This is a genomic window from Paenibacillus sp. FSL K6-2859 (assembly GCF_038008265.1).
Lineage (GTDB): Bacteria > Bacillota > Bacilli > Paenibacillales > Paenibacillaceae > Paenibacillus_AQ > Paenibacillus_AQ nitricinens.
In genome coordinates, this window is the sequence record NZ_JBBOYU010000001.1 from 6,004,455 (window position 1) to 6,025,252 (window position 20,798).

Annotated in this window: 19 protein-coding genes; 5 read left to right on the forward strand and 14 right to left on the reverse strand. The window is 44.5% G+C overall.

Annotated features, from left to right (window positions below; translation table 11 throughout):
• Positions 1–346: 346 nt before the first annotated feature.
• Positions 347–685 carry an autorepressor SdpR family transcription factor gene (locus tag MHB64_RS26740; protein ID WP_094872426.1) on the forward strand — a complete coding sequence of 113 codons (339 nt, stop codon included), beginning with the start codon at positions 347–349 and terminating at the stop codon, positions 683–685.
• A 2-nt stretch (positions 686–687) separates the two neighbouring features.
• The gene (locus MHB64_RS26745; RefSeq protein WP_094877855.1) at positions 688–1,341 is read left to right on the forward strand and encodes an SdpI family protein; all 654 of its coding nucleotides are present in this window, start codon (positions 688–690) and stop codon (positions 1,339–1,341) included.
• On the opposite strand, the gene MHB64_RS26750 is transcribed toward MHB64_RS26745, so the two are convergent.
• From MHB64_RS26750 to yyaC, 6 genes are all read right to left on the reverse strand, one after another.
• Complete coding sequence (locus MHB64_RS26750) at positions 1,330–3,681, reverse strand: O-antigen ligase family protein (protein WP_341135746.1); 2,352 nt, start codon at positions 3,679–3,681, stop codon at positions 1,330–1,332. The two genes, MHB64_RS26745 and MHB64_RS26750, sit on opposite strands and share 12 nt — an antisense overlap.
• A gap of 347 nt (positions 3,682–4,028) precedes the next feature.
• Positions 4,029–5,219, reverse strand: coding sequence for a class I SAM-dependent methyltransferase (locus MHB64_RS26755; RefSeq protein WP_341136127.1), 1,191 nt, complete (start codon positions 5,217–5,219; stop codon positions 4,029–4,031).
• Between the two features lie 85 nt (positions 5,220–5,304).
• The gene (locus MHB64_RS26760; RefSeq protein WP_341135747.1) at positions 5,305–6,111 is read right to left on the reverse strand and encodes a PhzF family phenazine biosynthesis protein; all 807 of its coding nucleotides are present in this window, start codon (positions 6,109–6,111) and stop codon (positions 5,305–5,307) included.
• Positions 6,111–6,782 carry a DUF6483 family protein gene (locus MHB64_RS26765; protein ID WP_094872432.1) on the reverse strand — a complete coding sequence of 224 codons (672 nt, stop codon included), beginning with the start codon at positions 6,780–6,782 and terminating at the stop codon, positions 6,111–6,113. The genes MHB64_RS26760 and MHB64_RS26765 overlap by 1 nt, the downstream gene beginning before the upstream one ends.
• A gap of 229 nt (positions 6,783–7,011) precedes the next feature.
• Positions 7,012–7,818 carry an alpha/beta fold hydrolase gene (locus MHB64_RS26770; protein ID WP_094872433.1) on the reverse strand — a complete coding sequence of 269 codons (807 nt, stop codon included), beginning with the start codon at positions 7,816–7,818 and terminating at the stop codon, positions 7,012–7,014.
• A gap of 90 nt (positions 7,819–7,908) precedes the next feature.
• Entirely contained in the window at positions 7,909–8,436 is a 528-nt protein-coding gene (gene yyaC / locus MHB64_RS26775; protein ID WP_341135748.1) for a spore protease YyaC, read from the reverse strand.
• A gap of 144 nt (positions 8,437–8,580) precedes the next feature.
• Between yyaC and MHB64_RS26780 the strand changes: the two genes are divergently transcribed.
• Positions 8,581–8,805 carry a DUF1128 domain-containing protein gene (locus MHB64_RS26780; protein ID WP_042131036.1) on the forward strand — a complete coding sequence of 75 codons (225 nt, stop codon included), beginning with the start codon at positions 8,581–8,583 and terminating at the stop codon, positions 8,803–8,805.
• A 77-nt stretch (positions 8,806–8,882) separates the two neighbouring features.
• On the opposite strand, the gene MHB64_RS26785 is transcribed toward MHB64_RS26780, so the two are convergent.
• Positions 8,883–9,887, reverse strand: coding sequence for an asparaginase (locus MHB64_RS26785; protein ID WP_341135749.1), 1,005 nt, complete (start codon positions 9,885–9,887; stop codon positions 8,883–8,885).
• A gap of 440 nt (positions 9,888–10,327) precedes the next feature.
• On the opposite strand from MHB64_RS26785, the gene MHB64_RS26790 reads away from it, so the two are divergent.
• Entirely contained in the window at positions 10,328–10,837 is a 510-nt protein-coding gene (locus tag MHB64_RS26790) for a YtxH domain-containing protein (protein WP_076285477.1), read from the forward strand.
• 149 nt (positions 10,838–10,986) lie between these two features.
• Positions 10,987–11,319, forward strand: a complete 333-nt coding sequence (locus MHB64_RS26795; protein ID WP_094872436.1) for a DUF5665 domain-containing protein — start codon at positions 10,987–10,989, stop codon at positions 11,317–11,319.
• Positions 11,320–11,527: 208 nt separating this feature from the next.
• Here the strand turns inward: MHB64_RS26795 and MHB64_RS26800 are convergent, their stop codons facing one another.
• The 7 genes from MHB64_RS26800 to MHB64_RS26830 all read right to left on the reverse strand — a co-directional run bounded on the left by MHB64_RS26800 (position 11,528) and on the right by MHB64_RS26830 (position 20,687).
• Positions 11,528–12,298, reverse strand: coding sequence for a sigma-70 family RNA polymerase sigma factor (locus MHB64_RS26800; RefSeq protein WP_042131042.1), 771 nt, complete (start codon positions 12,296–12,298; stop codon positions 11,528–11,530).
• The gene (gene rsbW, locus MHB64_RS26805) at positions 12,295–12,747 is read right to left on the reverse strand and encodes an anti-sigma B factor RsbW (RefSeq protein ID WP_042191848.1); all 453 of its coding nucleotides are present in this window, start codon (positions 12,745–12,747) and stop codon (positions 12,295–12,297) included. The genes MHB64_RS26800 and rsbW overlap by 4 nt, the downstream gene beginning before the upstream one ends.
• A gap of 18 nt (positions 12,748–12,765) precedes the next feature.
• The gene (locus MHB64_RS26810; RefSeq protein WP_341135750.1) at positions 12,766–13,104 is read right to left on the reverse strand and encodes an STAS domain-containing protein; all 339 of its coding nucleotides are present in this window, start codon (positions 13,102–13,104) and stop codon (positions 12,766–12,768) included.
• Positions 13,105–13,203: 99 nt separating this feature from the next.
• A complete protein-coding gene (locus tag MHB64_RS26815; RefSeq protein WP_341135751.1) occupies positions 13,204–14,874 on the reverse strand; it encodes a response regulator in 1,671 nt (556 codons plus the stop codon).
• A gap of 21 nt (positions 14,875–14,895) precedes the next feature.
• Positions 14,896–15,762 (reverse strand): CheR family methyltransferase, encoded by an 867-nt coding sequence (locus MHB64_RS26820; RefSeq protein WP_076300661.1) that lies wholly within the window; start codon positions 15,760–15,762, stop codon positions 14,896–14,898.
• 87 nt (positions 15,763–15,849) lie between these two features.
• Positions 15,850–19,518, reverse strand: coding sequence for a response regulator (locus tag MHB64_RS26825; protein ID WP_094872440.1), 3,669 nt, complete (start codon positions 19,516–19,518; stop codon positions 15,850–15,852).
• Positions 19,515–20,687, reverse strand: a complete 1,173-nt coding sequence (locus MHB64_RS26830) for a SpoIIE family protein phosphatase (RefSeq protein ID WP_094872441.1) — start codon at positions 20,685–20,687, stop codon at positions 19,515–19,517. Before MHB64_RS26830 ends, MHB64_RS26825 begins: the two co-directional genes overlap by 4 nt.
• Between the last annotated feature and the right edge of the window lie 111 nt (positions 20,688–20,798).

The following is a 20,798-nucleotide window of genomic DNA, read 5'->3' on the forward strand; positions in this document are numbered from 1 at the left end:
TGGCTATGTATCAAACATAAACATCTTTGACGACTATAAAGACGCTAGACGTTTAAGCGAGAAATATAAGAAATAAAGTATAGATACTAAACTTTTATTTTCTTATATTTATAGAAGCTTTGCCGCTCTGCTTTTTTTCCAGTTTCTCTTAGCCTATTCTAGCACAAGCAACCTTACCACTTCTACTTACAGGAACAAGGCCGTCACCCTATTTCGATCCTCTCTTAAAAAGAGTTGGAACCATCTGATTAACCCCAAAATGAGGAAGGTACACATTGACAGATAAGAATACGAAGGATTATTATATATTTAGATAATTACCTAAATATCGAAAGGCTGGTGGCATATGAATGAGTCTTTCAAAGCACTAGCTGACCCTACCCGTCGCCAAATCATTCGGTTACTAAGGGAAAAAGACCGCACCGCAGGTGAAATCGCCGATTTCTTCAACATGTCTAAACCAAGTATTTCTCACCATCTGAATGCTCTGAAGCATGCCGATCTCGTACAGGATGAACGAAAAGGTCAATTCATTGTGTATTCCTTAAATACGACGGTTCTGGAAGAGGTTCTTGGCTGGCTGCTCGAGCTAACAGGTACAGGAAAGCAAACGGAGACGGAAAGTAAAGCTTTGGACGGAAAGCAAAGCCGTCAGAATATTGATTCTGAGAAGGAGGCTGATTGACGATGAAGGATTTTAAATGGAGATGGCAAGATACACTAATTGTAATATTAGGTTTAGCTTCACTAGCTTATGCTTTAATCAATTACGGTAAGCTGCCGCAAGAGTTGCCTGCCCAGTTCGGAATTACCGGCAAGGTCAACCGCTATTGGGATAAAAACATAGCTATTCCCATGTGGGGTATTCTGGGCATTGTGCTCCCCCTGATATTGCAGTTCACACGCAGCATCGACCCTAAGCGAGAAAATTACAAGAAGTTCGAAAATGCTTATGCCATGAGCAGACTCACTATTGGGGTGCTTTTTAATCTCATGCTTGTGCTCACAGTTGCTTACGGATTGGGAAAAGATATTAACGTGGGCAAAATTGCTATAGGAGCCGTCGGAGTGATGTTTATTGCGCTCGGCAACTTCATGCCACAGATAAAAGATAATTATTTGTTCGGTGTTCGTACAGCATGGACACTTTCCAGCCCAGAGGTGTGGCGAAAAACACATCGTCTCTCGGGAAGAATGTGGATGATCGGTGGGTTGCTCATTTTTGGAGGAGCCTTTTGGAGCGGAATCTTGTCTCAGGTCCTTATTATTACGGCACTTGTGCTTGCTATTATCGTTCCCGTTCTGTACTCTTGGATCATTTCGCGTCAGTTAAAATCGTGAAGCTAATCCCCTAAGCCGCCGACTCAGGTCGTCGGCTTGTGCTGTCATTTGGAACTTTCGATCATTATGCTGCTCACCTTTTCCAGCCTCGTAGTCTGCCAACACTCTATACTGCCGCAAAAGCTCATTTCCTGAGGCAAAACAGTTTATAGCCTCCACTCGATTCCCTTCCGCTAACTTTTTTCGGCCCATCATAAGCATGCCTTCAATCCCTTTGACCCACTTCACAGATTTGTATTTATCAAGCTGAATACTTCGACGTATCCAATATAATGCAGCTCCCGTATCATCACTGTACATCCATCGCCCAGCCATTTCCCAGTTTAAACTTGCATTCTCCGGAGAATATTGCAAACTCTGCTGGAGTATACTCACGCTTTGTTCACCCGTAAGCAGCCTGGATAATTCTACCGCTGTTCTAGGAGACCGGGGATTCCACGTTAGCGATTGCTGTAGCATATCTATCTTCACCGAGGAATCAACTGTCTGAACTGCTTGCCTGTAGTACCTCTCTCCTTGTGCGGCATGAAGGGACAATACAGATAGCATGAGATAAAGGGAGCAGGCGGCAGTGATGAATAGTCGGCGGGGATATGGATGGGCGAGTTTAGGCGAGGTCGCGGACTCGAGGTGAGTTGACTGTGGGCTCGCGGACGTCGATTGAGTTGGCGGTGGAGTCACGGGTCCGAAATGAGTGGTGAACAAACTTATGGACGTAAAGCGGGTATTCACAGATTGATGTTTCTGCTCATATTCAGACAGGGCAAGTGCTGGCAGCCAAAAAAGCAGCAGCCAGATTAATCCGTAGCTCCAGTCAAAATCGACTGCGCTATGCAAAACGATAACCAAAAATGGCGGCAAGAGACGCAGCGATCTCTTAGCCAGCAACCAGCCTGCTGCCAGCAGCATTAACAGTATGGCTGCGAGGCCGACAAATCCTAGGTTCAACAGGATGTCGAGATAACCGCTATGCACTTGGCTGCCAACATAAGGGCGGGATTGGGCGGCGAGATATGAACTCCGCCAAGTCTCGCCCCCGCGCCCCAGCCAAGGTGCCTCTACCGCCAGCCGCCAGGCGTCGCGGTAGAACAGACCACGCGCGGATACCGTCGTTGACGGTCCGGTGATCCGCTCGCGCACGTGCAGGAGGACGGCGGTGCCCGCCGCCGTCCAACCTGCCGCCGCCAATGCCAGCATGGCGGCTCGGGCACTGCCCGCCGCGCTGCGCTGGCTGCGGCACAGCCATAGGCCGGCTAGCCACGCGCCGGCCCAAAGCCCGGCCAGCCACAGCAGGCCGGACAGAGGCTCTACCGCCAACCCGGCACGGGCCAGTTGGCGGTAGAGCAGCGCCGCAGCGGCGACAGGCGCGGCGCCAGCGGTAAGAAGCGGCGCGATGAGCTGCCGCTTCCAGAGCAAGACGGCGGTGCAGGCACAAGCCGCCGTCAGCCACGCGCCGCGCGACTCGCTGAGGAGCAGCGCGGCGGCGTACGGGAACAGCGGCAGCAAGCGCAGCAGCGCGGCGGCCGTGCTTCCCGCTTCTCGCCGCTCCACTCCTACATTTACGCTTACCTTTTCACTCCCACGCTCCTCTTCTACGCACTCACTCCCATATCCCAACCCGGTATACTCTATCCCTGTCTTTTCAGACTCTCGCCCAACACCGCAACCTCCTGCTGGCGACATCCTCACACTCTTCTGAGGTCTTTCATAATAAGCAGCGACAGCAAACAACCGCTCCAATAGAAAAACAGCCATCACAGCACCAAAAGCATTAGGATATTCCATCACTCCTGCTAATCTGGCCCCAGTGATGCTTACTTCCGGTGAATTGCTGTAGGCTACAGCGAAAGGTAACTCTAGTACCCCGCACACTGCCAGCAAAGCACTTATGCTTAAGAACATGCCCAATATAGTCCATGCGGCAATGATAAGCTGACGCCCCACCCGATTCAACGCACAAAAACAAACCAAAAATACAAAGCTAGCATACAAGCCCCACCGTAATATTTCATTCATTGTTCCCTGTGCCGTAAGGGGTTCTCTTAGCGAATGAATCAGATAGAGTGATAGAACTATTAAGGGTGCAGCCAACATTATTTTCAAAGCTCTACTTACTCCACTTGCTCCCCCTAAGCTACTTCTCCTATTGCTTACGCCAATGTACAAATAAAGCAAAACAGCAGAACACATCACAAACCATAGGGTCAGAAAGAGGTACATCTCCTCTGTAAAAAAAAATCCACGCAGCAAACAAGCTCCTACTCCGGCTGCGATGACTAAGGCTGCACTAAAATATACGATTATTGAATCCGGATTCCGCTCTCTGTTAACGCTCCCCATTTAGATACCCCTATATTCGTTAAGTTATCTCTATCCTTTCCACATTTCCCCTTCGCAAAACTAGAATGCAAAAAAGGACAATACCTCTCCACGAAGGAGCTGTACCGTCCCAATTCTCATCAAAAAAGGTTTATAGTTGCAAAAAGTACAACTAACCTCTGATCTTCGCTACTGCGTCCTAATGTAATTGCATAATATACAACTATTTTTCGAAAATCCCGCCAGATGGAGAGAATTGATCGTTATTAATTGTACAGAGTGCAACTAATTCACAGTAAAGCAACTTCAGAGCATATTTAGCTGCACAAAATACAACTAAACCAATATACCGCTCCTCAAACGTCGCGCTACCCCTCCACCGAACTTCCACTCGGAAGCAGGTCCGCACATACGCGCTCAAGGTAAGGTTTCGCCCCTATAAAATCACGGAAGGCGGTGTATTCACGCCATTTGACGGAGTTATCACCACCCGAGCTTTTAACGGCACGGATTAAAATATTCTTGGGTGTATTCTCCAGGTCGATGAATTCCAGCAGCTGGCTGCTATAACCCATCATATCGAGCAATTTGGCACGGATAGCATCCGTAGCCAAGGCAGAGAAACGCTCCTTAAGTATCCCATGTGAAAGCATCGGACTCATTACTTCATTCTCAATCTGCGCGAACAATTCATGCTGACAGCAAGGCACAGACAAAATAACGGAGGCGCCCCAACGTACTGCTTTTTCGAGTGCAGCATCTGTAGCTGTGTCACAAGCATGAAGCGTTATAACCATATCTACCTGATCCAGCTCATCGTACTCGGCAATGTCACCCACAAGGAACTTCAGGTGATCATAACCGATTTTCGTAGCAAGCTCATTACAATGCTCAATTACATCTGCTTTTAAATCAAGTCCAATAATATTAAGCTCCCGCTTCTTGCGGACGGTCAGGTAGTGATAAAGAGCAAAGGTCAAATACGATTTACCACAGCCAAAATCAACAATCGTTAATGGCCGTCCAGTTGGCAGATCGGCAAGCACATCCTCAACCATCTCCAAGAAACGGTTGATCTGCCGGAACTTATCGTATCGCTTGGCCAGCACTTTTCCTTCTCTGTTCATTATGCCAAGCTCCACAAGAAATGGCACAGGTTCTCCATCCTCCAGCACATAGCGCTTGCGCCGGTTGTGTGCTAGATCCGGCTCTTCTTTTTTACTTGGAGACTTGGTAAGGATAGATACTTTGAATTTCTTGCTAATCAGTACCTGATAATCCGCTTCCACCGTGCATAACAAGCCTTGGCGATATGATTCTCTAAATAAAAGGGTCATCTCCTCCGCTGCTAATTCTGCCGGTACGTTGCGATGTTCAACCTTTGTACCAATATAGGACGCAAACTGATAATGCAACTTACCTTTTAGTTCGACAGGTTTAATCTGTACCTTCGTACAGGTCTCCCCTTTGTTACGCACTTGGCTTAAGGTAGCCATAATCAAGGTACGGTCATTAATCAGTTGTTCAATAAGAGCTTTTAAAGATTCCACAACGCACATCTCACTTTCGGGATTAAAAATGGAGATTCTATGTCTCCTAACCAACATCGTTCCATTATATCACGGCTCTACAAGAGTTATCCTATCAGGGCTTCACCTGCAGCTCTCCACTAACAATAGTTATTGCTCGGCCAGACATCTTAATCTGATCTTTGCTTACCTCAAGTTGAAGCAAGCCTCCTCGTTCGGAAGCTTGATAAGCAGTCAGCTGCGTACGGTTAAGTCGACTAGCCCAGAAAGGTGCTAGCGCAGTATGCGCTGAGCCCGTGACAGGATCCTCATTTACCCCCATCTTCGGTGCAAAAAACCGTGACACACAATCTATGCCTTCGGTGGAGCTTTCTGCAGTAACCGCAAAGGCTCTCTCTTCAAGCCGGGATAAAGCCCCGAAGTCTGGGCTAAGTTCGCGAACTAGGGATTCCTGATCGAGCCGTACAAGTACATTGTCAGCATATAGCATAGTTTCTACCACATTTGCTTCTGAAATACCAAGTGCTTCTATAAGAGCCGGAATTGTAGGAGAAGACTTAAGCTGATAAGGCGGGAAGTACAGTGAGATCAGATCATCCGCACGAGAAGCTCTAAGCAACCCACTGCGTGTATAAAATCTAGCTTCCACATCTGGATCCAGCAATCCCAACTCCCATAATATATGTGCACTTGCTAGAGTAGCATGGCCACATAAATCAACCTCAACCTTGGGCGTGAACCAGCGCAGGCGATATCCATCAGTCTCCGGCCAGAGAAATGCCGTCTCTGACAAGTTCATTTCTGCTGCTGTCTTCAGCATAAATGCCTCGTCGACTGGATGCCTCAGCAAGCATACTGCTGCCGGGTTTCCTGAATATGCTTTTCCTGCAAAGGCATCGATAATAAATAAAGGGGTATTCATTAGGCTTCCGACTCCCTCCGAACTTCTGTGATCCGGTGCCACTCTTTCCATCCTTGTTCCACTTCATGGATAGGGAGCAAGCCTTGTTCCAATTCTTCCGGTGATTTAAGCAGCAGCCGTCTGTACAGCTCATCACCTTCCAGTGAGACATCTTCCCCCTGCTCCCATAGTCGGTAAAGACCGTCCTCCGCTTTACTATAATGTCCGATAGACTCCATATAAACTAGAAGCAGCCGTTCCGTCTTGGCTGGAAGACGATACGCTTTGACTTCCTCCAAAAGTTCATCAATATCCTCTGTCATCTGCAGTATTTCTCGATCAGCTCCGTGCAAATCTGCGTACAAATATAAGTGCAGTGCTCTCATACTTCTAAATAGTGCCGCATCATGATCGCCATTTGCAGCATAAATGCTGCCCTCTTCCTTAAGCAGCTTGGCTACACCTTGAAGCTTATCTGACTCCAACACACCGTTAAACCGGAACATATCTATAATATCTTCTACTGATAGTGAATTTAAAAGACGTGAGTTCAGCGGAAAATGACGGTTCAATAGCTCATCAATTTCCCATAAGGCTTCCGTTGTCTTCCGCTCTTGCTTTAGCGTTAGAACCTTGGCAACCATCGCCGTCATATCTTCGATCATTCGGACAATATAGTCTCTTCGGAACATGAACTTCCCCCTTTTCCATTCTGGAACTGTAAATCTTTTGTATCTAGCCATTTCATGTGTGCTATTCATTTATCTTAAACCATTGCACTTCGCTATGCCACTTATGAGCTTGTAGAGAAAGAAGATTGTTCCATCCATCTGCAAATTTCAGTAGTCTCCATGTAAAAGAGGCAGCCCACGCCAGTTACTTTGACGCGGAGCTGCCTCTTTTTGAATTATTTTTCAGCGATCATGAATGACTGTTAATATTAACCGTAGCTTGGGTGAATTCCCTGATAACCTCAGCTAACCGTTCAGGAGCTTCAAAGAGGCTCATGTGGCCCGCTCCAGAAATCATAGCTTGCGTTATATTTGGTTTATCCGAAGTAAAGGTGCGTTCCGCAGGAATCAGTCCATCCTGCTCGCCAGCCACAAGTAGTACCGGCAACGTGGTAGCTGTGATCACATCACGTCGATCCGGACGCTCGCGCATTGCCAGTGCAGCTCCCGCTGCTCCTTGTGGAGGAGTTTTGTAACCAATTTCTTTGGCTCGCTCCAGCAGATGCGGTGATGCAGAAGCAGTTGCTTTAGCAAAAATTCCTGGGACGAAGCTGTCCACAAAAGGAGTAATGCCTTCATTTTGAATTCTGCTGACACTTTTCAATCGATTCTCCCGTGCTTCTTCACTATCCGGATATGCAGTAGAATGGATTAATCCGAAGCCCTTCAATCGAGAGGCATACCGCTGCGCGAACGAAAGTGTAATATATCCACCAAGTGAATGTCCCAGCATGGTGCATTCAGAAATTTCTAGTATATCTAACAAGCCCAGAACATCGTCTGCCATTTGTTCAATCGTATAGGGGCCTAGTGGAGCCTCTGAAGCTCCATGACCACGTAAATCGGGAGCAATCACTCGGTAGTCGCTGCTTAAGATGGGAATGACTTGTTCCCAGTATTCAGCACTTCCACAAAAGCCATGCAATAATACAATAACCTCGCCTTTTCCCTGATCACTGTAGCAAATATTGCTTCCGTCACAACGTACTCTTTCCATGGCTGCTTCCCTCTTTCCAAAATACTAAGATATATTAACTAATATCTATTATTAAGCAAAACAGCTCTTCTTGAAACTGGCATCCTATTCTTAACGCTCAATTCCAAACCCTTTTGCTGCTGCGGCGGCAATTTGTTCAGCCATAACCATAACTCTATGTAGTGGAGTCGTCTGCAGCGTCCGATAGGGCTTTGGACCGTTGATATCTACAATCGCCGCCAAGCTATAATGCCCCACTGCTGGAAGGCATACCCCCACCGATTGTGCTGGCTGAAGCGGCTCATTCGAAACGAAGTAGTATCCAAGAGCTATTGGTGGTCCTAGGCAAGCATCCACAGCAATAATGATATGCTCAGATGGAATCTCAGCGACTCTGGCCACCAAATTATCTGCATCGCAAGGAGATGGCAACGTCCCGATTACGTGCGGAAAACCATATTGCAGAAGTTTACTGCCTGTTAATGGACCGAGAGCATCACCTGTAGATCGATCCGTTCCGATACACAGAAATGTAACTTTCTTCGCTGAATGCAGCGCTGCAATTTCCATAAAAAAAGATACCAATCCTACTTCGTCCATTTTGCTTCGTTTACCGCTTCCCTGTTCTCTAATTGCCAATACCTTCCCTCCCTTCGATCATATTCTTGATTTCATGCCTTTAATTTAACATGATTTCTGTGAGTCCGACAAAAAAATGGTGATCAAGCTCACAATCATGGTAAAATACATGAATCAGTGTACAGAGAGGATGTTAATAACCCTATGGATTTAACACAACCTAGTCAGGAAAATGTTGAATATATGATCGAGGCCATCAAGAACAAACTAAAGATGGCAAGTGCTGCTGCAATGCAGGCCTCCGCTTTTTCAGTAGATAAATATGAAGATATCTTCGATGTTTATGAGGTAGCCATGAGCAGCGATAGACTCAGTATTTCTCAGGTGGAAGCGCTAGTCTCCGAACTCGGCCGTCTGCGTCAGAAATAACTGTTCTTCGTTTACAAAAAGAGCCCCTTACTGCGCATCCGAGATGGATGCGCAGTAAGGGGCTCCTCTTTAAGTACCTATTTCATGAAATGAAGCTGAAAATCTGTATCTGCATGACCTACCCGTGTACCACCATCATTGTAGATCACACCTGAAAATGCATTACGCAGCTTTTCCAAAGTATTTTTCTGACTGTATCCAATCTGATTTAAAATCCCCTGTACAATAAGTCCCCACTCTTCTTCTGATCCATCCAGAATCTTGAAGGCAATGCCCAGTCGCTCGCGGCGTAACCCGAAGCAGTATACACCCTTAAATCCACCCTTAGCAATAATATTTTCATCTTCCAAAAGGATTGAATCAAGGCGTCCAGACCCAGAAACCATCTCCGGATGAGCATTCATGGCCGCAGTGATCGTAGTGACCGCTTTGCGAGTTGCCTCGTCAGCAATTAAATCAGGATTCGCTAATTTCAAATATGCAGTCGCCAAGGCGGTCAAAGGCATGGCAAATACCGGCAGACCGCATCCGTCCGTACCTAGGCCAATATTTTCTGGAGCCACACCAGCCATATAAGCAATCGTATCTATAATCTCACGCTGAACCGTTTGCTCCGGCTGAGCGTATTCTTCAAGTGGCAGTCCTTTGAGCTTACTATACGATAAAATCCCCATATGCTTGCCCGCACAGTTATGATAGAACTTTCTTTTGCCCGCGCCGCGAATGGCATTCTCTCTACTCGTATAATCCAGTGGATAGCTAGTGGCACATATCATTTGTTGCTCATCGATGCCAATCTTGGAGGAAATACTCTCTAACGCGGCAACATGATAGCTTTCTCCTCGGTGAGAAGCAGTCATTAGGGCAACCTCAGCAGGTGTAAAACCATAATGCTCCACGATTCCTCCACGAATGCCTGGGATAGCCTGAAGTGGCTTGGCTGCAGAACGGGTAAAGGATACAAATTCAGGATCACCTGCATAGCCCTTTACGTTCCCATTTTCTCCTACGATAGCAATATGTCCACTATGAACACATTCCAGCAAATCCGACCGATATTCTCGTACTAATACTGTTTCCATGGTAACTCTCCTCTTTTCTCTTCCTGCTCTATAACCCACAAGGATTTATTAGAATTCTACATTTAATAAATGCTAGAAAATAACCCCGTGCTCCGGGGATTTTTTGTACATCACAAACTCCCTTAAGTGTTAGTTCCATGAGGAATTCTACTCCTATTTTCATCATTCTTCAATCCTCTCCACACCAAGAAGATTTTAGAAACCACACAAAAACAATGCCATCAGCAATAAATCCAGAGTGACACCTCCTCAGATTATTGCTTTTCTGAAAAATTACTACATCTCAATCTGCCCGAATTCGTTCTATGTGGTATTCCAAGCTGTTAATAAATAGTCTAGAACAAGTGACTCTCGCCATCGTCCCCTTATTCATCAATTGTTTCAGCCTATACGCCAAAGTTTAAATACGAAGTAAGATAACTTATAAGGAGTGATTGGTGATGAGTAACGTAGAACATAAAGTAGAGCATGAAGTAGAAAACGGAAGCAACTTTTTCAAAGGCATCTTTATTGGTAGCTTAATAGGTGCTGCCGCAGCCCTGTTATTTGCACCAAAGCCTGGCCGTGAAATGCGTAGTGATCTGTCTGATAAACTTACGCTTGCTACTGACAAAACCAAAGAAGTGGCTGGCGTCGTAACTGACAAAACCAAAGCCATTGCCACAACGGTAGGTGAAAAAGCAACCGATCTGGCTAGTACGGTTTCAGTCAAAGCCTCTGATATCTACACAACTGTCAGTGACAGCAAGCAGCAAATTGCCGCTACCCTTCAAGACGCAGGCAGCAAAATTGGTGACACTGTAAGTGAAGCCTCAAATAATGTAGCCTCTGATGTGAAAGACGCTTCTAAAGAAGTCGCTGACGAAGCCAAAGCATCCTCTAAAGAAGTCGCCGATGAGGCTAAAGATGCAAAAGAGGATGTTAAATCCTCCTATAAATCCAGTTACTAATCTGCGGCATAATACAGCTATCATTTCATCCGACAACAGCCAGCTGTCCGCAGCTGGCTGTTGTTTAGTTATACCCTCAATAAAGATTCATCTGACTGAATAGATCCTTAATAAATGCCCGTTCGGGCTACAGAAAGCAGGGGTGCTCCATGGGAGAAACAAATAGCCAAACAAAAGCATATGAAATTGATGAACATCCTTTCGAATTACGGCATGAGGTCAAACGCTTAAACAATCGTCTGGATAAGATTGCTGACTCACTCGAAAAATCAGAATTTAAGGACATCCTCGATAACTACTCAGATCCAAAAAAAAGAATTATCACAAACTTAATGGCCGGTATATCCCGAGGTCTTGGCCTATCTCTCGGAACGTTCGTAGTCCTTGGTGTCCTGGGTTACATTCTCAGCCTATTTCTTGATGTTCCCGTGATCGGTGAGTACCTTGGTGAGATCAAAAAATACATCGATGCGAACAGCTAACAACTGGGCTATCTATCACCCATCTATCACCGCTCCCCCTTACCCCGCTTGTCCGTCTAATCCTTCAAGGTTAGCCGGACAAGCGGGGTAAGAGCTTTGTAGAACACAAATAAAGGACATGCTATTCTCCAGGCACGGAGAGAGGCATGTCCTTATCGTCGAACAGTAAAATTCAAATCCAGGTAATGTATATTACACATAAAGGAGCTCAATAGGATGAGTTGGCCATAATCTGCTTTAACTTCTCAGTGGCCCGCTTCTGTATCCGTGAAACGCTCATCTGTGAAACCCCCAGCTTCTGAGCGATTGCCCGCTGGGATTGACCATCTTGGAAGGCTAGCAATAATACCTGCTGCTCTTGCTCCTTCAATTGTCCTAGTGCTTGCTGCAGATCCATTCGTTTCTCTACAGTCTCGTAATCGTTCGCATCAGAGCTGATAAGCTCCCCTAGCGTAGCTCCAGTCTCCTCTTGGGAAAGCGGTGAATCCAGAGATACGTAATGGTAACATTCTCTGCCTGCCAGTACTTCTACAGTTTCTTCAACAGACAGATCAAGATAATGAGCGATCTCATCGACCGCAGGAGAACGCTCAAGCTTCACTGTAAGTTCATCAATCGCGTGTTGAACAAGCGCTCCTTTTTCTTTAATCCGTCTAGGAACCTGTATGTACCAAGATTTATCACGTAAATAATTCTTCATATGTCCAATCATGCTTTTCATCGCATAGGGCTCAAAAGGGATTCCGAGACTGATATCATATTGCTGCAGTAACCGGATGAGCGCCATTTGCCCGACCTGATATAAATCCTCATACAAGTCGGGGCGATTACGGGAAATTTTCCCAGCAGCCATTTTTACCATAGGCTCATATTTCTGTATCAGCAACGTCGCCTGATCGTTATCCTTGGTCTGCTGATACTCCCAAATTTGGGTGACTGCTTCATTCATGGACTCGGGGGGAGTCACTTTGTCACTCATACTTTCTCCTCGCTAAAATTAAGGTGCTTCTTCAAAGTTACCACCGTCCCTTTTCCGGCTTCACTTACAACACTAACGTCATCCATCAACGCTTGCATTAAGTAGAACCCTAACCCGCCAACCTGAACGTCACTTAACTCCTTATCGTGCAGTGTCATACGTTCATTAGACTTGTCCAAGCCGTCAAAGCTCTCCCCTTCGTCTTTGACTGTAATGGATAAGGAGCTTTCCTCTACCTCAAAAATAACATCTACTACTCCGTCTTTTTGGCCATAAGCATATAATACTGAATTGTTACACGCCTCTGATACTGCCACTTTCATGTCTTCTATATCCTCATAGGTGAAACCCATTTTCGAGGCAATGCCGTATAAATTCAACCTAACAATATCCACATACTCTGCGCTAGCAGGCAACTGAAGAATTACTTTTTGCACATCATCACTCATTCTTTGTTCTATCCTTTCCTAGTGGGAATTCTCTTGGGAGGTAAAAAACTTGGAAATACCAGTCATGTCAAACAGCTTCTGAATTTGTGGAGGAACATCCTCAACCATAAACTTAACGTCCATTCCTTGTCTTGATTTCAGGATCGAAAGTAGAATACCAATCCCTGTGCTATCAATGTATTTTAATTCTTTTAGATTAATAACTAAATCTAGTTTGGTATCTCCCACAAGTGGCTCCATAACCAGGCGGAAATCGGAAGCCACTGATAAATCAAGTTCACCACTCAGGAAAACTGTGCATACATTCCCTTTGGTTTCTGTCTTAGCATGGAACTTGTTACTTTTATGCGTATTCATTAGACGATCTCTCCTGAACAAATATTTTCTATATTAATAACCTTAATGATATACCTTTGAATCAGATAACGTTAAAAAAATGAATTGGTAAATACTAGATTACGCTTGAAAAATAGATATATCAGGTTCTACTAATACATTGTCGCTACTAGAATATCGAGAAATAATTTGTTTTATACTACTCATCTTCAGCGGTTTGCTGATGTAATCATCCATTCCAGAGGCCTTACAGCGATTCTGAATCCCTTCCATGACGTTCGCCGTCATTGCAATGATAACGGTCTTCTCGGCAGCAGGACCGCCCTCTCGACGAATTTGAGCGGTTGCCTCCAAGCCATCCATCACTGGCATTTGAAGGTCCATAAAGATAAAATCATAAGGACGTTTAATCGCCATCTCCACAGCCTGTTGACCATCTTCAGCCATATCGGCCGCATAGCCCAGCTTATCCAGCATGCTGACCATTAGACGCTGATTAATCGGATGGTCATCCACAACAAGGATTCTACTTCTCCCCTCTTGATTGGGAACAGGATACGTGGATTCCTCTTCTTGATATCCACCTATCAAATCTTCTCCTGGCATGGATGCCTGAATCGTAAATATAAAAGTGGCTCCTTTTTGCTCCATCGATTCTACCCGGATTTCTCCGCCCATCATTCCGACAAGAGATTTACATATAGCTAATCCCAGACCTGTTCCCCCATATTTCCGTGTCATGGAAGAATCAAGCTGCGAGAAGGGCTCAAATAATCGGTCACATTTCTCCGGAGAAATACCAATCCCCGTATCCATAATTGTGAATTCAACTTCCATCTTATGATCCGCAACGCTCTTGATCGAGGCGACTAGATAAACCCCACCTTGATTTGTGAACTTCACTGCGTTAGCGATCAGATTAATTAGAACTTGGCGTAAACGAGCCATATCCCCATATAAAAGCCGAGGCAATTTCTGATCAATAAAATAAGCGAGCTCCAGGTTCTTCTTTCCCGCTTCTATCGAAAAGAGACTGAACACCTCTTGAATACAATTTCGGAGTTCAAATAAGTGCTCTTCAACTTCCATTTTTCCGGATTCCATTTTAGTAAAATCAAGAATGTCGTTAATTACCGTAATCAACGTGTCTGCACTTTTCCGAATGATCTCTGAATATTCCTTTTGCTCAGAAGTAAGATCCGTCTCCATTAATAGATCGATCATACCAACTACGCCGTTCATAGGTGTACGAATTTCATGACTCATCATGGCTAGAAATTCCGACTTTGCTTTCGAGGCGATCTCCGCCTCTTCTTTTGCCTTGATAAGCTCACTATTAATGATTTCCAGTTCTTTCGTCTTTTGCTGCAGCAGCATGGTTTGAGTCTGATGCTTCTTGCTCGTGATGTACATTTCGACAAAGCCTTGTATCTTAGAGTTCAAAATTTGTGGAATGAACGGCTTGACCATATAATCAATAGCCCCTGCCGAATAGCCAGCGAATAAATGCTCCGCTTCTTTGCTATTGGCAGAGATAAAAATAATCGGAATTTCCTTCGTTTTCTCTCTGGCCTTGATCAATTTTGCAGTTTCAATTCCATCCATACCCGGCATCTGTACATCTAGTACAATGACAGCAAAATCATACCTTAACAAACAGCGCAACGCTTCTTCACCGGAGGTAGCTTTAATTAGCTCGTAATGCTGGCTCTCAAGCACTGCCTCCAGCGCCAGCAAATTTTCAGGACGGTCGTCTACTAGTAGTATATGAATTGGTTCTTGAAACCCCATAGGACCACCCTCCCACATGCGTTATTTTATGTTACGGTATATTTTCTCCACTCTGTCTAAAGATTCATAGCAATCGCTATATTTCGTAAAGTGAATGGACTCCTTAGAGCCCAGAACAAGGATTCCAAAGCGACTTAGACTTTCATGAAACAACCCGTGAACATGATCACGAAGCTCATCATTGAAATAGATCATTACATTTCGGCAGAAAATAACATTAAATTCATTAAATGAAGTGTCAGTAGCTAAATTATGCTCAGCAAAAATAATATTTTTGCGTAAATAAGGTTGTAAAATAACTGAATTATACTTCGCAGTATAGTATTCGGAAAATGCCCGAGTACCTCCTGCCTCCAAATAATTCTTTGTGTATTGCTTCATTCTGCTAATATCATAAACGCCTTCCTTAGCCTGCTGTAAAGAACGCTCATTCATATCTGTGGCATAAATTCGAGCCTTATCATAAAGCCCTTCTTCATGAAGCAGGATGGCCATGGAATAAACTTCCTCCCCAGTGGAACATCCAGCATGCCAGATACGAATATAGGGATAGGTTCTTAACAATGGAACTACCTTCTGGCGAAAAGTTAGAAATAATCCCGGATCCCTGAACATTTCAGTAACAGGAATAGAGAGACTGTAGACAAATCGTTCAAAACAAGCCCGATCATGCAGAACCTTCTCTTGCAGCGCGGATATGGTGAGTACATTCTCCGCATGAACATGATGCCAGATGCGTCGTTTTAATGAAGGCAACGCATAATTCCGGAAATCATAGCCATATAAACGGTGTACCCCATCAAGAAGCAGCTCAATCTCAATTTGCTCCAGTTCGTCACTTCCCGCCAGAACGGGTTGCTCTTCATATCCGTGTTCTATTGCTTTCATTGTTATCCCGACTCCCTTATCAACACGCCGTACTTTTGAAGAATGGCTTTTTGTTAGTTCTTTTAAAGTATTACCCCAATATTGAGGTTACGAATACAGCCAGACTCGCATTAAAGATAGAAGTTGACCCGTTGCGATTGGCTTCTTCATATAGTCAGAGGCCCCCGCTTCAATGCATTTGGCACGATCCTCTTTCATAGCTTTGGCGGTAAGCGCAATAATAGGCAGTTTCTTGTACTGCGGCATCTCGCGAATCCGGCGCATAGCCTCATATCCGTCCATCTCCGGCATCATCATATCCATTAGTACAAGATCGAAATCTTCTTGCTCTACCAGCATTTCCAGCGCCTCGCGTCCATTCTCCGCAAACTTCACTTCCATATGATACTCTTCGAGTACACTGGAGAGCGCAAACACATTGCGAATATCATCATCGACGAGCAGTATTTTCTTTCCTTCGAACAATTCTTCTTTATTATGAAGCTTCTGCAGTATCTTACGTTTATCTTCCGGAAGATTGGCTTCTACCCGGTGCAAGAACAGCGTAGTCTCATCTAATAACCGTTCTGGAGAACGTACATCCTTGATAATAATTGATTCCGCATATTTGCGTAGCTGTGTCTCTTCTTTGCCATCCAAATCCTTACCCGTATAAATAATAATAGGTAGATCATTTAATTCCTCATCATCACGAATTTGATCCAGCAGATCGAAACCAGTCATATCCTCAAGCATCAGATCCAGAACCATACAATCATATCTCTGCTTCCGTAGCTCACTCAGTGCCTCCCCGCCAGTTGAAACTGCGGTTATAGCCACATCGTCGTGACCGATCAATTCCATGATAGAACGACGCTGAATCTCATCATCCTCAACAATCAGCAAGTATTTCAACGTACTGGAGGTGTAGTTCTCGATTTGCGAGAACGCCCGCTCTAGAGCTTCTCTAGAAGATGGTTTTCTTAAATAAGCCATAGCCCCCATCATAAGCCCCTGCTTCACTTCATCATTTACAGAGATGACATGGACAGGAATGTGGCGGGTCTGAGATGCGCTTTTTAACTCTCTAAGGATGGTCCAACCGTCCATTACAGGCAGCTGAATGTCTAGAATAATTGCATCAGGTAGATAAGTCTTCGCCATCTGCAGTCCAGTATCGCCTTGAAGGGCTACAAGCCCTTTGAAATTGCGGCCATGAGCCATATCCAGTAATATTTTCGCAAAGCTCTCATCGTCTTCAATAATAAGCAGAACCTTATCATTTGCAGTCAAATGATCACGGTCATCATCGATCATCAATTGTGGAATAGGTTCATGGACTGGCGTTGGTACAAGGGTTGGAAGCATATCTCCGATATATTCTTCGAAGGCCCGATCCTCTCTAGAAGCAGCAGCTTCTATTACTGCGGGTTGTTTATTATAATTCCCTATAACCGGCAAATACATAGTAAAGGTACTGCCTTGACCCTCACGGGATTCCAGCACAATAGCTCCACCCATTAAACGCGCTAACTCACGGCTAATGGATAAACCTAAGCCTGTCCCCCCAAATTTACGGCTGGTTGTCCCATCCACCTGTTGGAAAGCTTCAAACACAATATCGGTCTTGTCCGCCGGTATACCAATTCCACTGTCCTTCACAGCAATAGCAATATATTCAACTTCACTCGGCAGATCCAGCGGAATAAGATTGTCATCTGCTTGGCTAACCGAGAACTCAATAAACCCTTCCATCGTAAACTTAAAAGCATTAGAAAGTAGATTTCTTAGCACCTGCTTCAACCGATGACCATCGGCAATGACGCTATCTGGTAATGGCTCGTTAAAGGTGATTTTTAAAGAAAGTCCCTTTTTGAGCGCTTGCGGAGCAAAATTCTGCTTCACAAAGCTCTTCAGCTCCGTTAATTTAATTTCTTCTTGGTTCAGTTCCATCTTGCCAGCGTCAACCTTGGATAAGTCCAAAATCTCATCAATCATCTTAAGCAAGTCTGCACCTGACATATAAATCGTATGTGCAAATTCAACCTGTTTCTCTGACAAGTTGCCATCCTTATTCTCCGTAAGAAGCTGAGATAAAATCAAGAGACTGTTAAGTGGAGTCCGCAATTCATGAGACATATTCGCCAAGAACTCTGATTTATATTTACTTGTCACAGATAATTGTTTGGCCTGTTTCTCTAATTGAATTTTTGCATGCTCAATTTCATCTTTCTTCTCTTCAACCTCTTGCACTTGTTCCTCTAAAGCGCGGGTCTTGGCAATAAGTTCCGTATTATAATGCTCCAGTTCTTCCTGCTGACGCTGGAGCAGTTCTTCCGAACGTTTAAGCGCATCCGTCTGCTCTTCCAAGTTCTCATTGGAACGACGCAATTCCTCTTGCTGAGTCTGTAATTCCTCCGACTGACACTGCAGCTCTTCCGTAAGAGCTTGTGAATCACGCAATAATTTCTCCACGATCAAACGACGGCTAATATTATTAAAAATAATACTTAAATTATTCGCAAGTTGTTGCAGCAAATCATTTTTCAAACTGCTAAAAGGTTGGAATGAAGCAAATTCTACTACACCCAGCAGTTCGTCTTCAAAAATAAGCGGATGGATAGAAATATATCTAGGTTGCGCATCCACAAATCCGGACTTGACGGATGAATAGTCTTCAGGAGCCTTCTCCAGTCTAATTGGGTGCATATCGAGCGCACTTTGTCCTACTAGCCCTTCTCCAATCATAAACCCGTCCTTAGGTTTCTTATCGTTATCTACTGCATAATATCCACTGCTTCGTAAAAAATCAGGACGATTGGCATCTTTTAAATATACAGCTCCGAACTGTGCTCCCAGCACAGGGGTAAACTCATTGATGAAGGTCTGTGAGACCTGATCCAAGGAGCTAACACCTCGCAATAGTTCCGTCACCTGAGCAACATTCGCATTCAGCCAGGATTGGTCATTCTGCGCTTGCGCATAGGCCTGTTCCATTTGCTGCTTCTGTTCAAGATCTAAAGCCATCTTCTTAAAGACGAGAGCAACCTCACCAATTTCATCTTTAGTAGTAACCTTTATACGCCGTATGGCTCTCACTTTACCGTTGCCAAAGCTGGTAATCATCATCGAAACGACATTAAGCCCCCGTGTGATGCTAGGGATGATCCAAAGAACTACTCCAAGTCCGAGAAGTAAGCCCAGAATCATCATAAGAACTACCATCTGAGTCGAACTTTTATAAGCTTCGTTGGCCTTCGTACTCTCTTCGTTCATAATAAACGCATTATAATCAGAGAGACTGTTCAGAGCGTTTAACACGGCATTCTGAATCGCTTGTCCCTCTGTGTTGGAATATGTGCTGGCATTTTGAAAATAACCAGCCGATAGCAGTTTCAATACCTTTTCCTGATAATTTAAATAAGAGGTGTACGCATCATCTATTTGACTAACCATTTGCATCTCTTCAGCGCTGGTCATCGACGCTTTTATTTTCTCGTAGTGCTCATTCGCTTTATTAATCTTTTTATCAATCTCATTCTTTTGAGATTCTACCGATGATGCATCTGCACTTAGCATGGTCGTGGTCAATATTCGCGCCATATCATTGACTTCTCCACGCATCCCCGAAGAAGACCGCCCCTTCATATATCTGTCCTGATAACCTTCCAGTTGGTCATTCATATAATTTAAGCGGTCGTATCCTATCATCGTAAGTGCAAGCATAATCGCTAACATGGCACTGAAGCCAATTAAGAGTTTAGCCTTTATCTTCATTCTCTATCTGTTCCCTTCTTCAGTGAGATCCACACAATACATTTATCATCATCACGCTCTTTAGGAACCTCTACATTGAAAAATGCAGCCCGAATAGCTTCTTCGTTCCACTTATGTTCAACATTTAAATGTTGAATCATAAATTTAAGCTGCTCTTCTTGTTCACCCTCAACCAGTTCCAATAGACCATCTGTATAAAGAACTAAATGCCCTTCATCTTCATAGGTTAAGCTCTGTGGCTGAATATCGATCCGTTCAAACAGACCTACTGGGTGACAGTTACTCTCCAGCATGACTGGAGTCTTAGCCTCGCCTTCAAAAAACAGCGCTGGTGGATGCCCGGCGTTAACGTAGTCAATACGTTTCATACGGGTATCTATCACAAGATAAATGGTCGTAAAGTAGTATTGGATCAACTTTTTCTCAATATAGAGCTGATTAAACCTTCGATTGAGCTCCTGAATTACCTTTTCCGGCTCTACATACGTAGTTACCGTGTCCTTTAATACAGAAGCAAGAAACATACAAAAAAGAGATGACGATATTCCGTGTCCCATAATGTCCAGCAGGATCACGCCATATCGGCCATCACCAAGGGGGTACCACGCGTATAAATCACCGGCAAGCTCAGAGGATGGCTGATAGATGGCATTGACCTCAAAATTCTCTTCCTGAAGAGGCGAGCTCAACACAGCATTCTGAACAAGTGCGGCCAGTCTCAATTCTTCTTGAATTCGCTGATCTCGTTCCTTATGCCAATCTTTCTCTCGCTTCAACCGCAGCGCGAGCCTAATTCGGGCCATCAGTTCCACTTTGTTAATGGGTTTCGTAACATAATCTACTGCACCTGCATCCAGTGCTTCTGCCAGCTTCTTGGAATCTCCAACAGCTGTAACCATTATTATTGGAATATCCTTCAGGTGTTCGTATTGCTGCACAACACGACATGCCTCGATTCCATCCATTTCCGGCATCATCATATCCAGTAAAATCAGATCGATATCTGACATCCGAGGACGTCCATCTTCACTCACAGAACCGATACCCAACCGCGTAAGCATCTCTTTTGCTGAGGATGCGGTTACGAAATTTCGGTAATCTTCTTTTTTCAGGATTTCACGGATAATGATAACATTAGTCGGATTGTCATCTACGATTAAGATTCTCATCATCTTCACCTCACACGAATAGTATTACGAACGAAAAATTCTGCGACTCATTACCTATATCATACGCTATTTAAATGTGTTATTTCTATTTTTAATATATGTAAATATAGT

Excerpts from the sequence above, each read along its gene's own strand:
- MHB64_RS26810 (WP_341135750.1), bottom strand. The coding sequence starts at position 13,104 with ATGAATACGCATAAAAGTAACAAGTTCCATGCTAAGACAGAAACCAAA.
- MHB64_RS26830 (WP_094872441.1), bottom strand. The coding sequence starts at position 20,687 with ATGAGAATCTTAATCGTAGATGACAATCCGACTAATGTTATCATTATC.
- MHB64_RS26785 (WP_341135749.1), bottom strand. The coding sequence starts at position 9,887 with ATGGAAACAGTATTAGTACGAGAATATCGGTCGGATTTGCTGGAATGT.
- MHB64_RS26825 (WP_094872440.1), bottom strand. The coding sequence starts at position 19,518 with ATGAAGATAAAGGCTAAACTCTTAATTGGCTTCAGTGCCATGTTAGCG.
- MHB64_RS26745 (WP_094877855.1), top strand. The coding sequence starts at position 688 with ATGAAGGATTTTAAATGGAGATGGCAAGATACACTAATTGTAATATTA.
- MHB64_RS26750 (WP_341135746.1), bottom strand. The coding sequence starts at position 3,681 with ATGGGGAGCGTTAACAGAGAGCGGAATCCGGATTCAATAATCGTATAT.
- MHB64_RS26820 (WP_076300661.1), bottom strand. The coding sequence starts at position 15,762 with ATGAAAGCAATAGAACACGGATATGAAGAGCAACCCGTTCTGGCGGGA.
- MHB64_RS26755 (WP_341136127.1), bottom strand. The coding sequence starts at position 5,219 with ATGTGCGTTGTGGAATCTTTAAAAGCTCTTATTGAACAACTGATTAAT.
- MHB64_RS26790 (WP_076285477.1), top strand. The coding sequence starts at position 10,328 with ATGAGTAACGTAGAACATAAAGTAGAGCATGAAGTAGAAAACGGAAGC.
- MHB64_RS26740 (WP_094872426.1), top strand. The coding sequence starts at position 347 with ATGAATGAGTCTTTCAAAGCACTAGCTGACCCTACCCGTCGCCAAATC.
- MHB64_RS26765 (WP_094872432.1), bottom strand. The coding sequence starts at position 6,782 with ATGTTCCGAAGAGACTATATTGTCCGAATGATCGAAGATATGACGGCG.
- MHB64_RS26780 (WP_042131036.1), top strand. The coding sequence starts at position 8,581 with ATGGATTTAACACAACCTAGTCAGGAAAATGTTGAATATATGATCGAG.
- rsbW (WP_042191848.1), bottom strand. The coding sequence starts at position 12,747 with ATGAGTGATGATGTGCAAAAAGTAATTCTTCAGTTGCCTGCTAGCGCA.
- MHB64_RS26770 (WP_094872433.1), bottom strand. The coding sequence starts at position 7,818 with ATGGAAAGAGTACGTTGTGACGGAAGCAATATTTGCTACAGTGATCAG.
- MHB64_RS26815 (WP_341135751.1), bottom strand. The coding sequence starts at position 14,874 with ATGGGGTTTCAAGAACCAATTCATATACTACTAGTAGACGACCGTCCT.
- MHB64_RS26760 (WP_341135747.1), bottom strand. The coding sequence starts at position 6,111 with ATGAATACCCCTTTATTTATTATCGATGCCTTTGCAGGAAAAGCATAT.
- MHB64_RS26800 (WP_042131042.1), bottom strand. The coding sequence starts at position 12,298 with ATGAGTGACAAAGTGACTCCCCCCGAGTCCATGAATGAAGCAGTCACC.
- MHB64_RS26795 (WP_094872436.1), top strand. The coding sequence starts at position 10,987 with ATGGGAGAAACAAATAGCCAAACAAAAGCATATGAAATTGATGAACAT.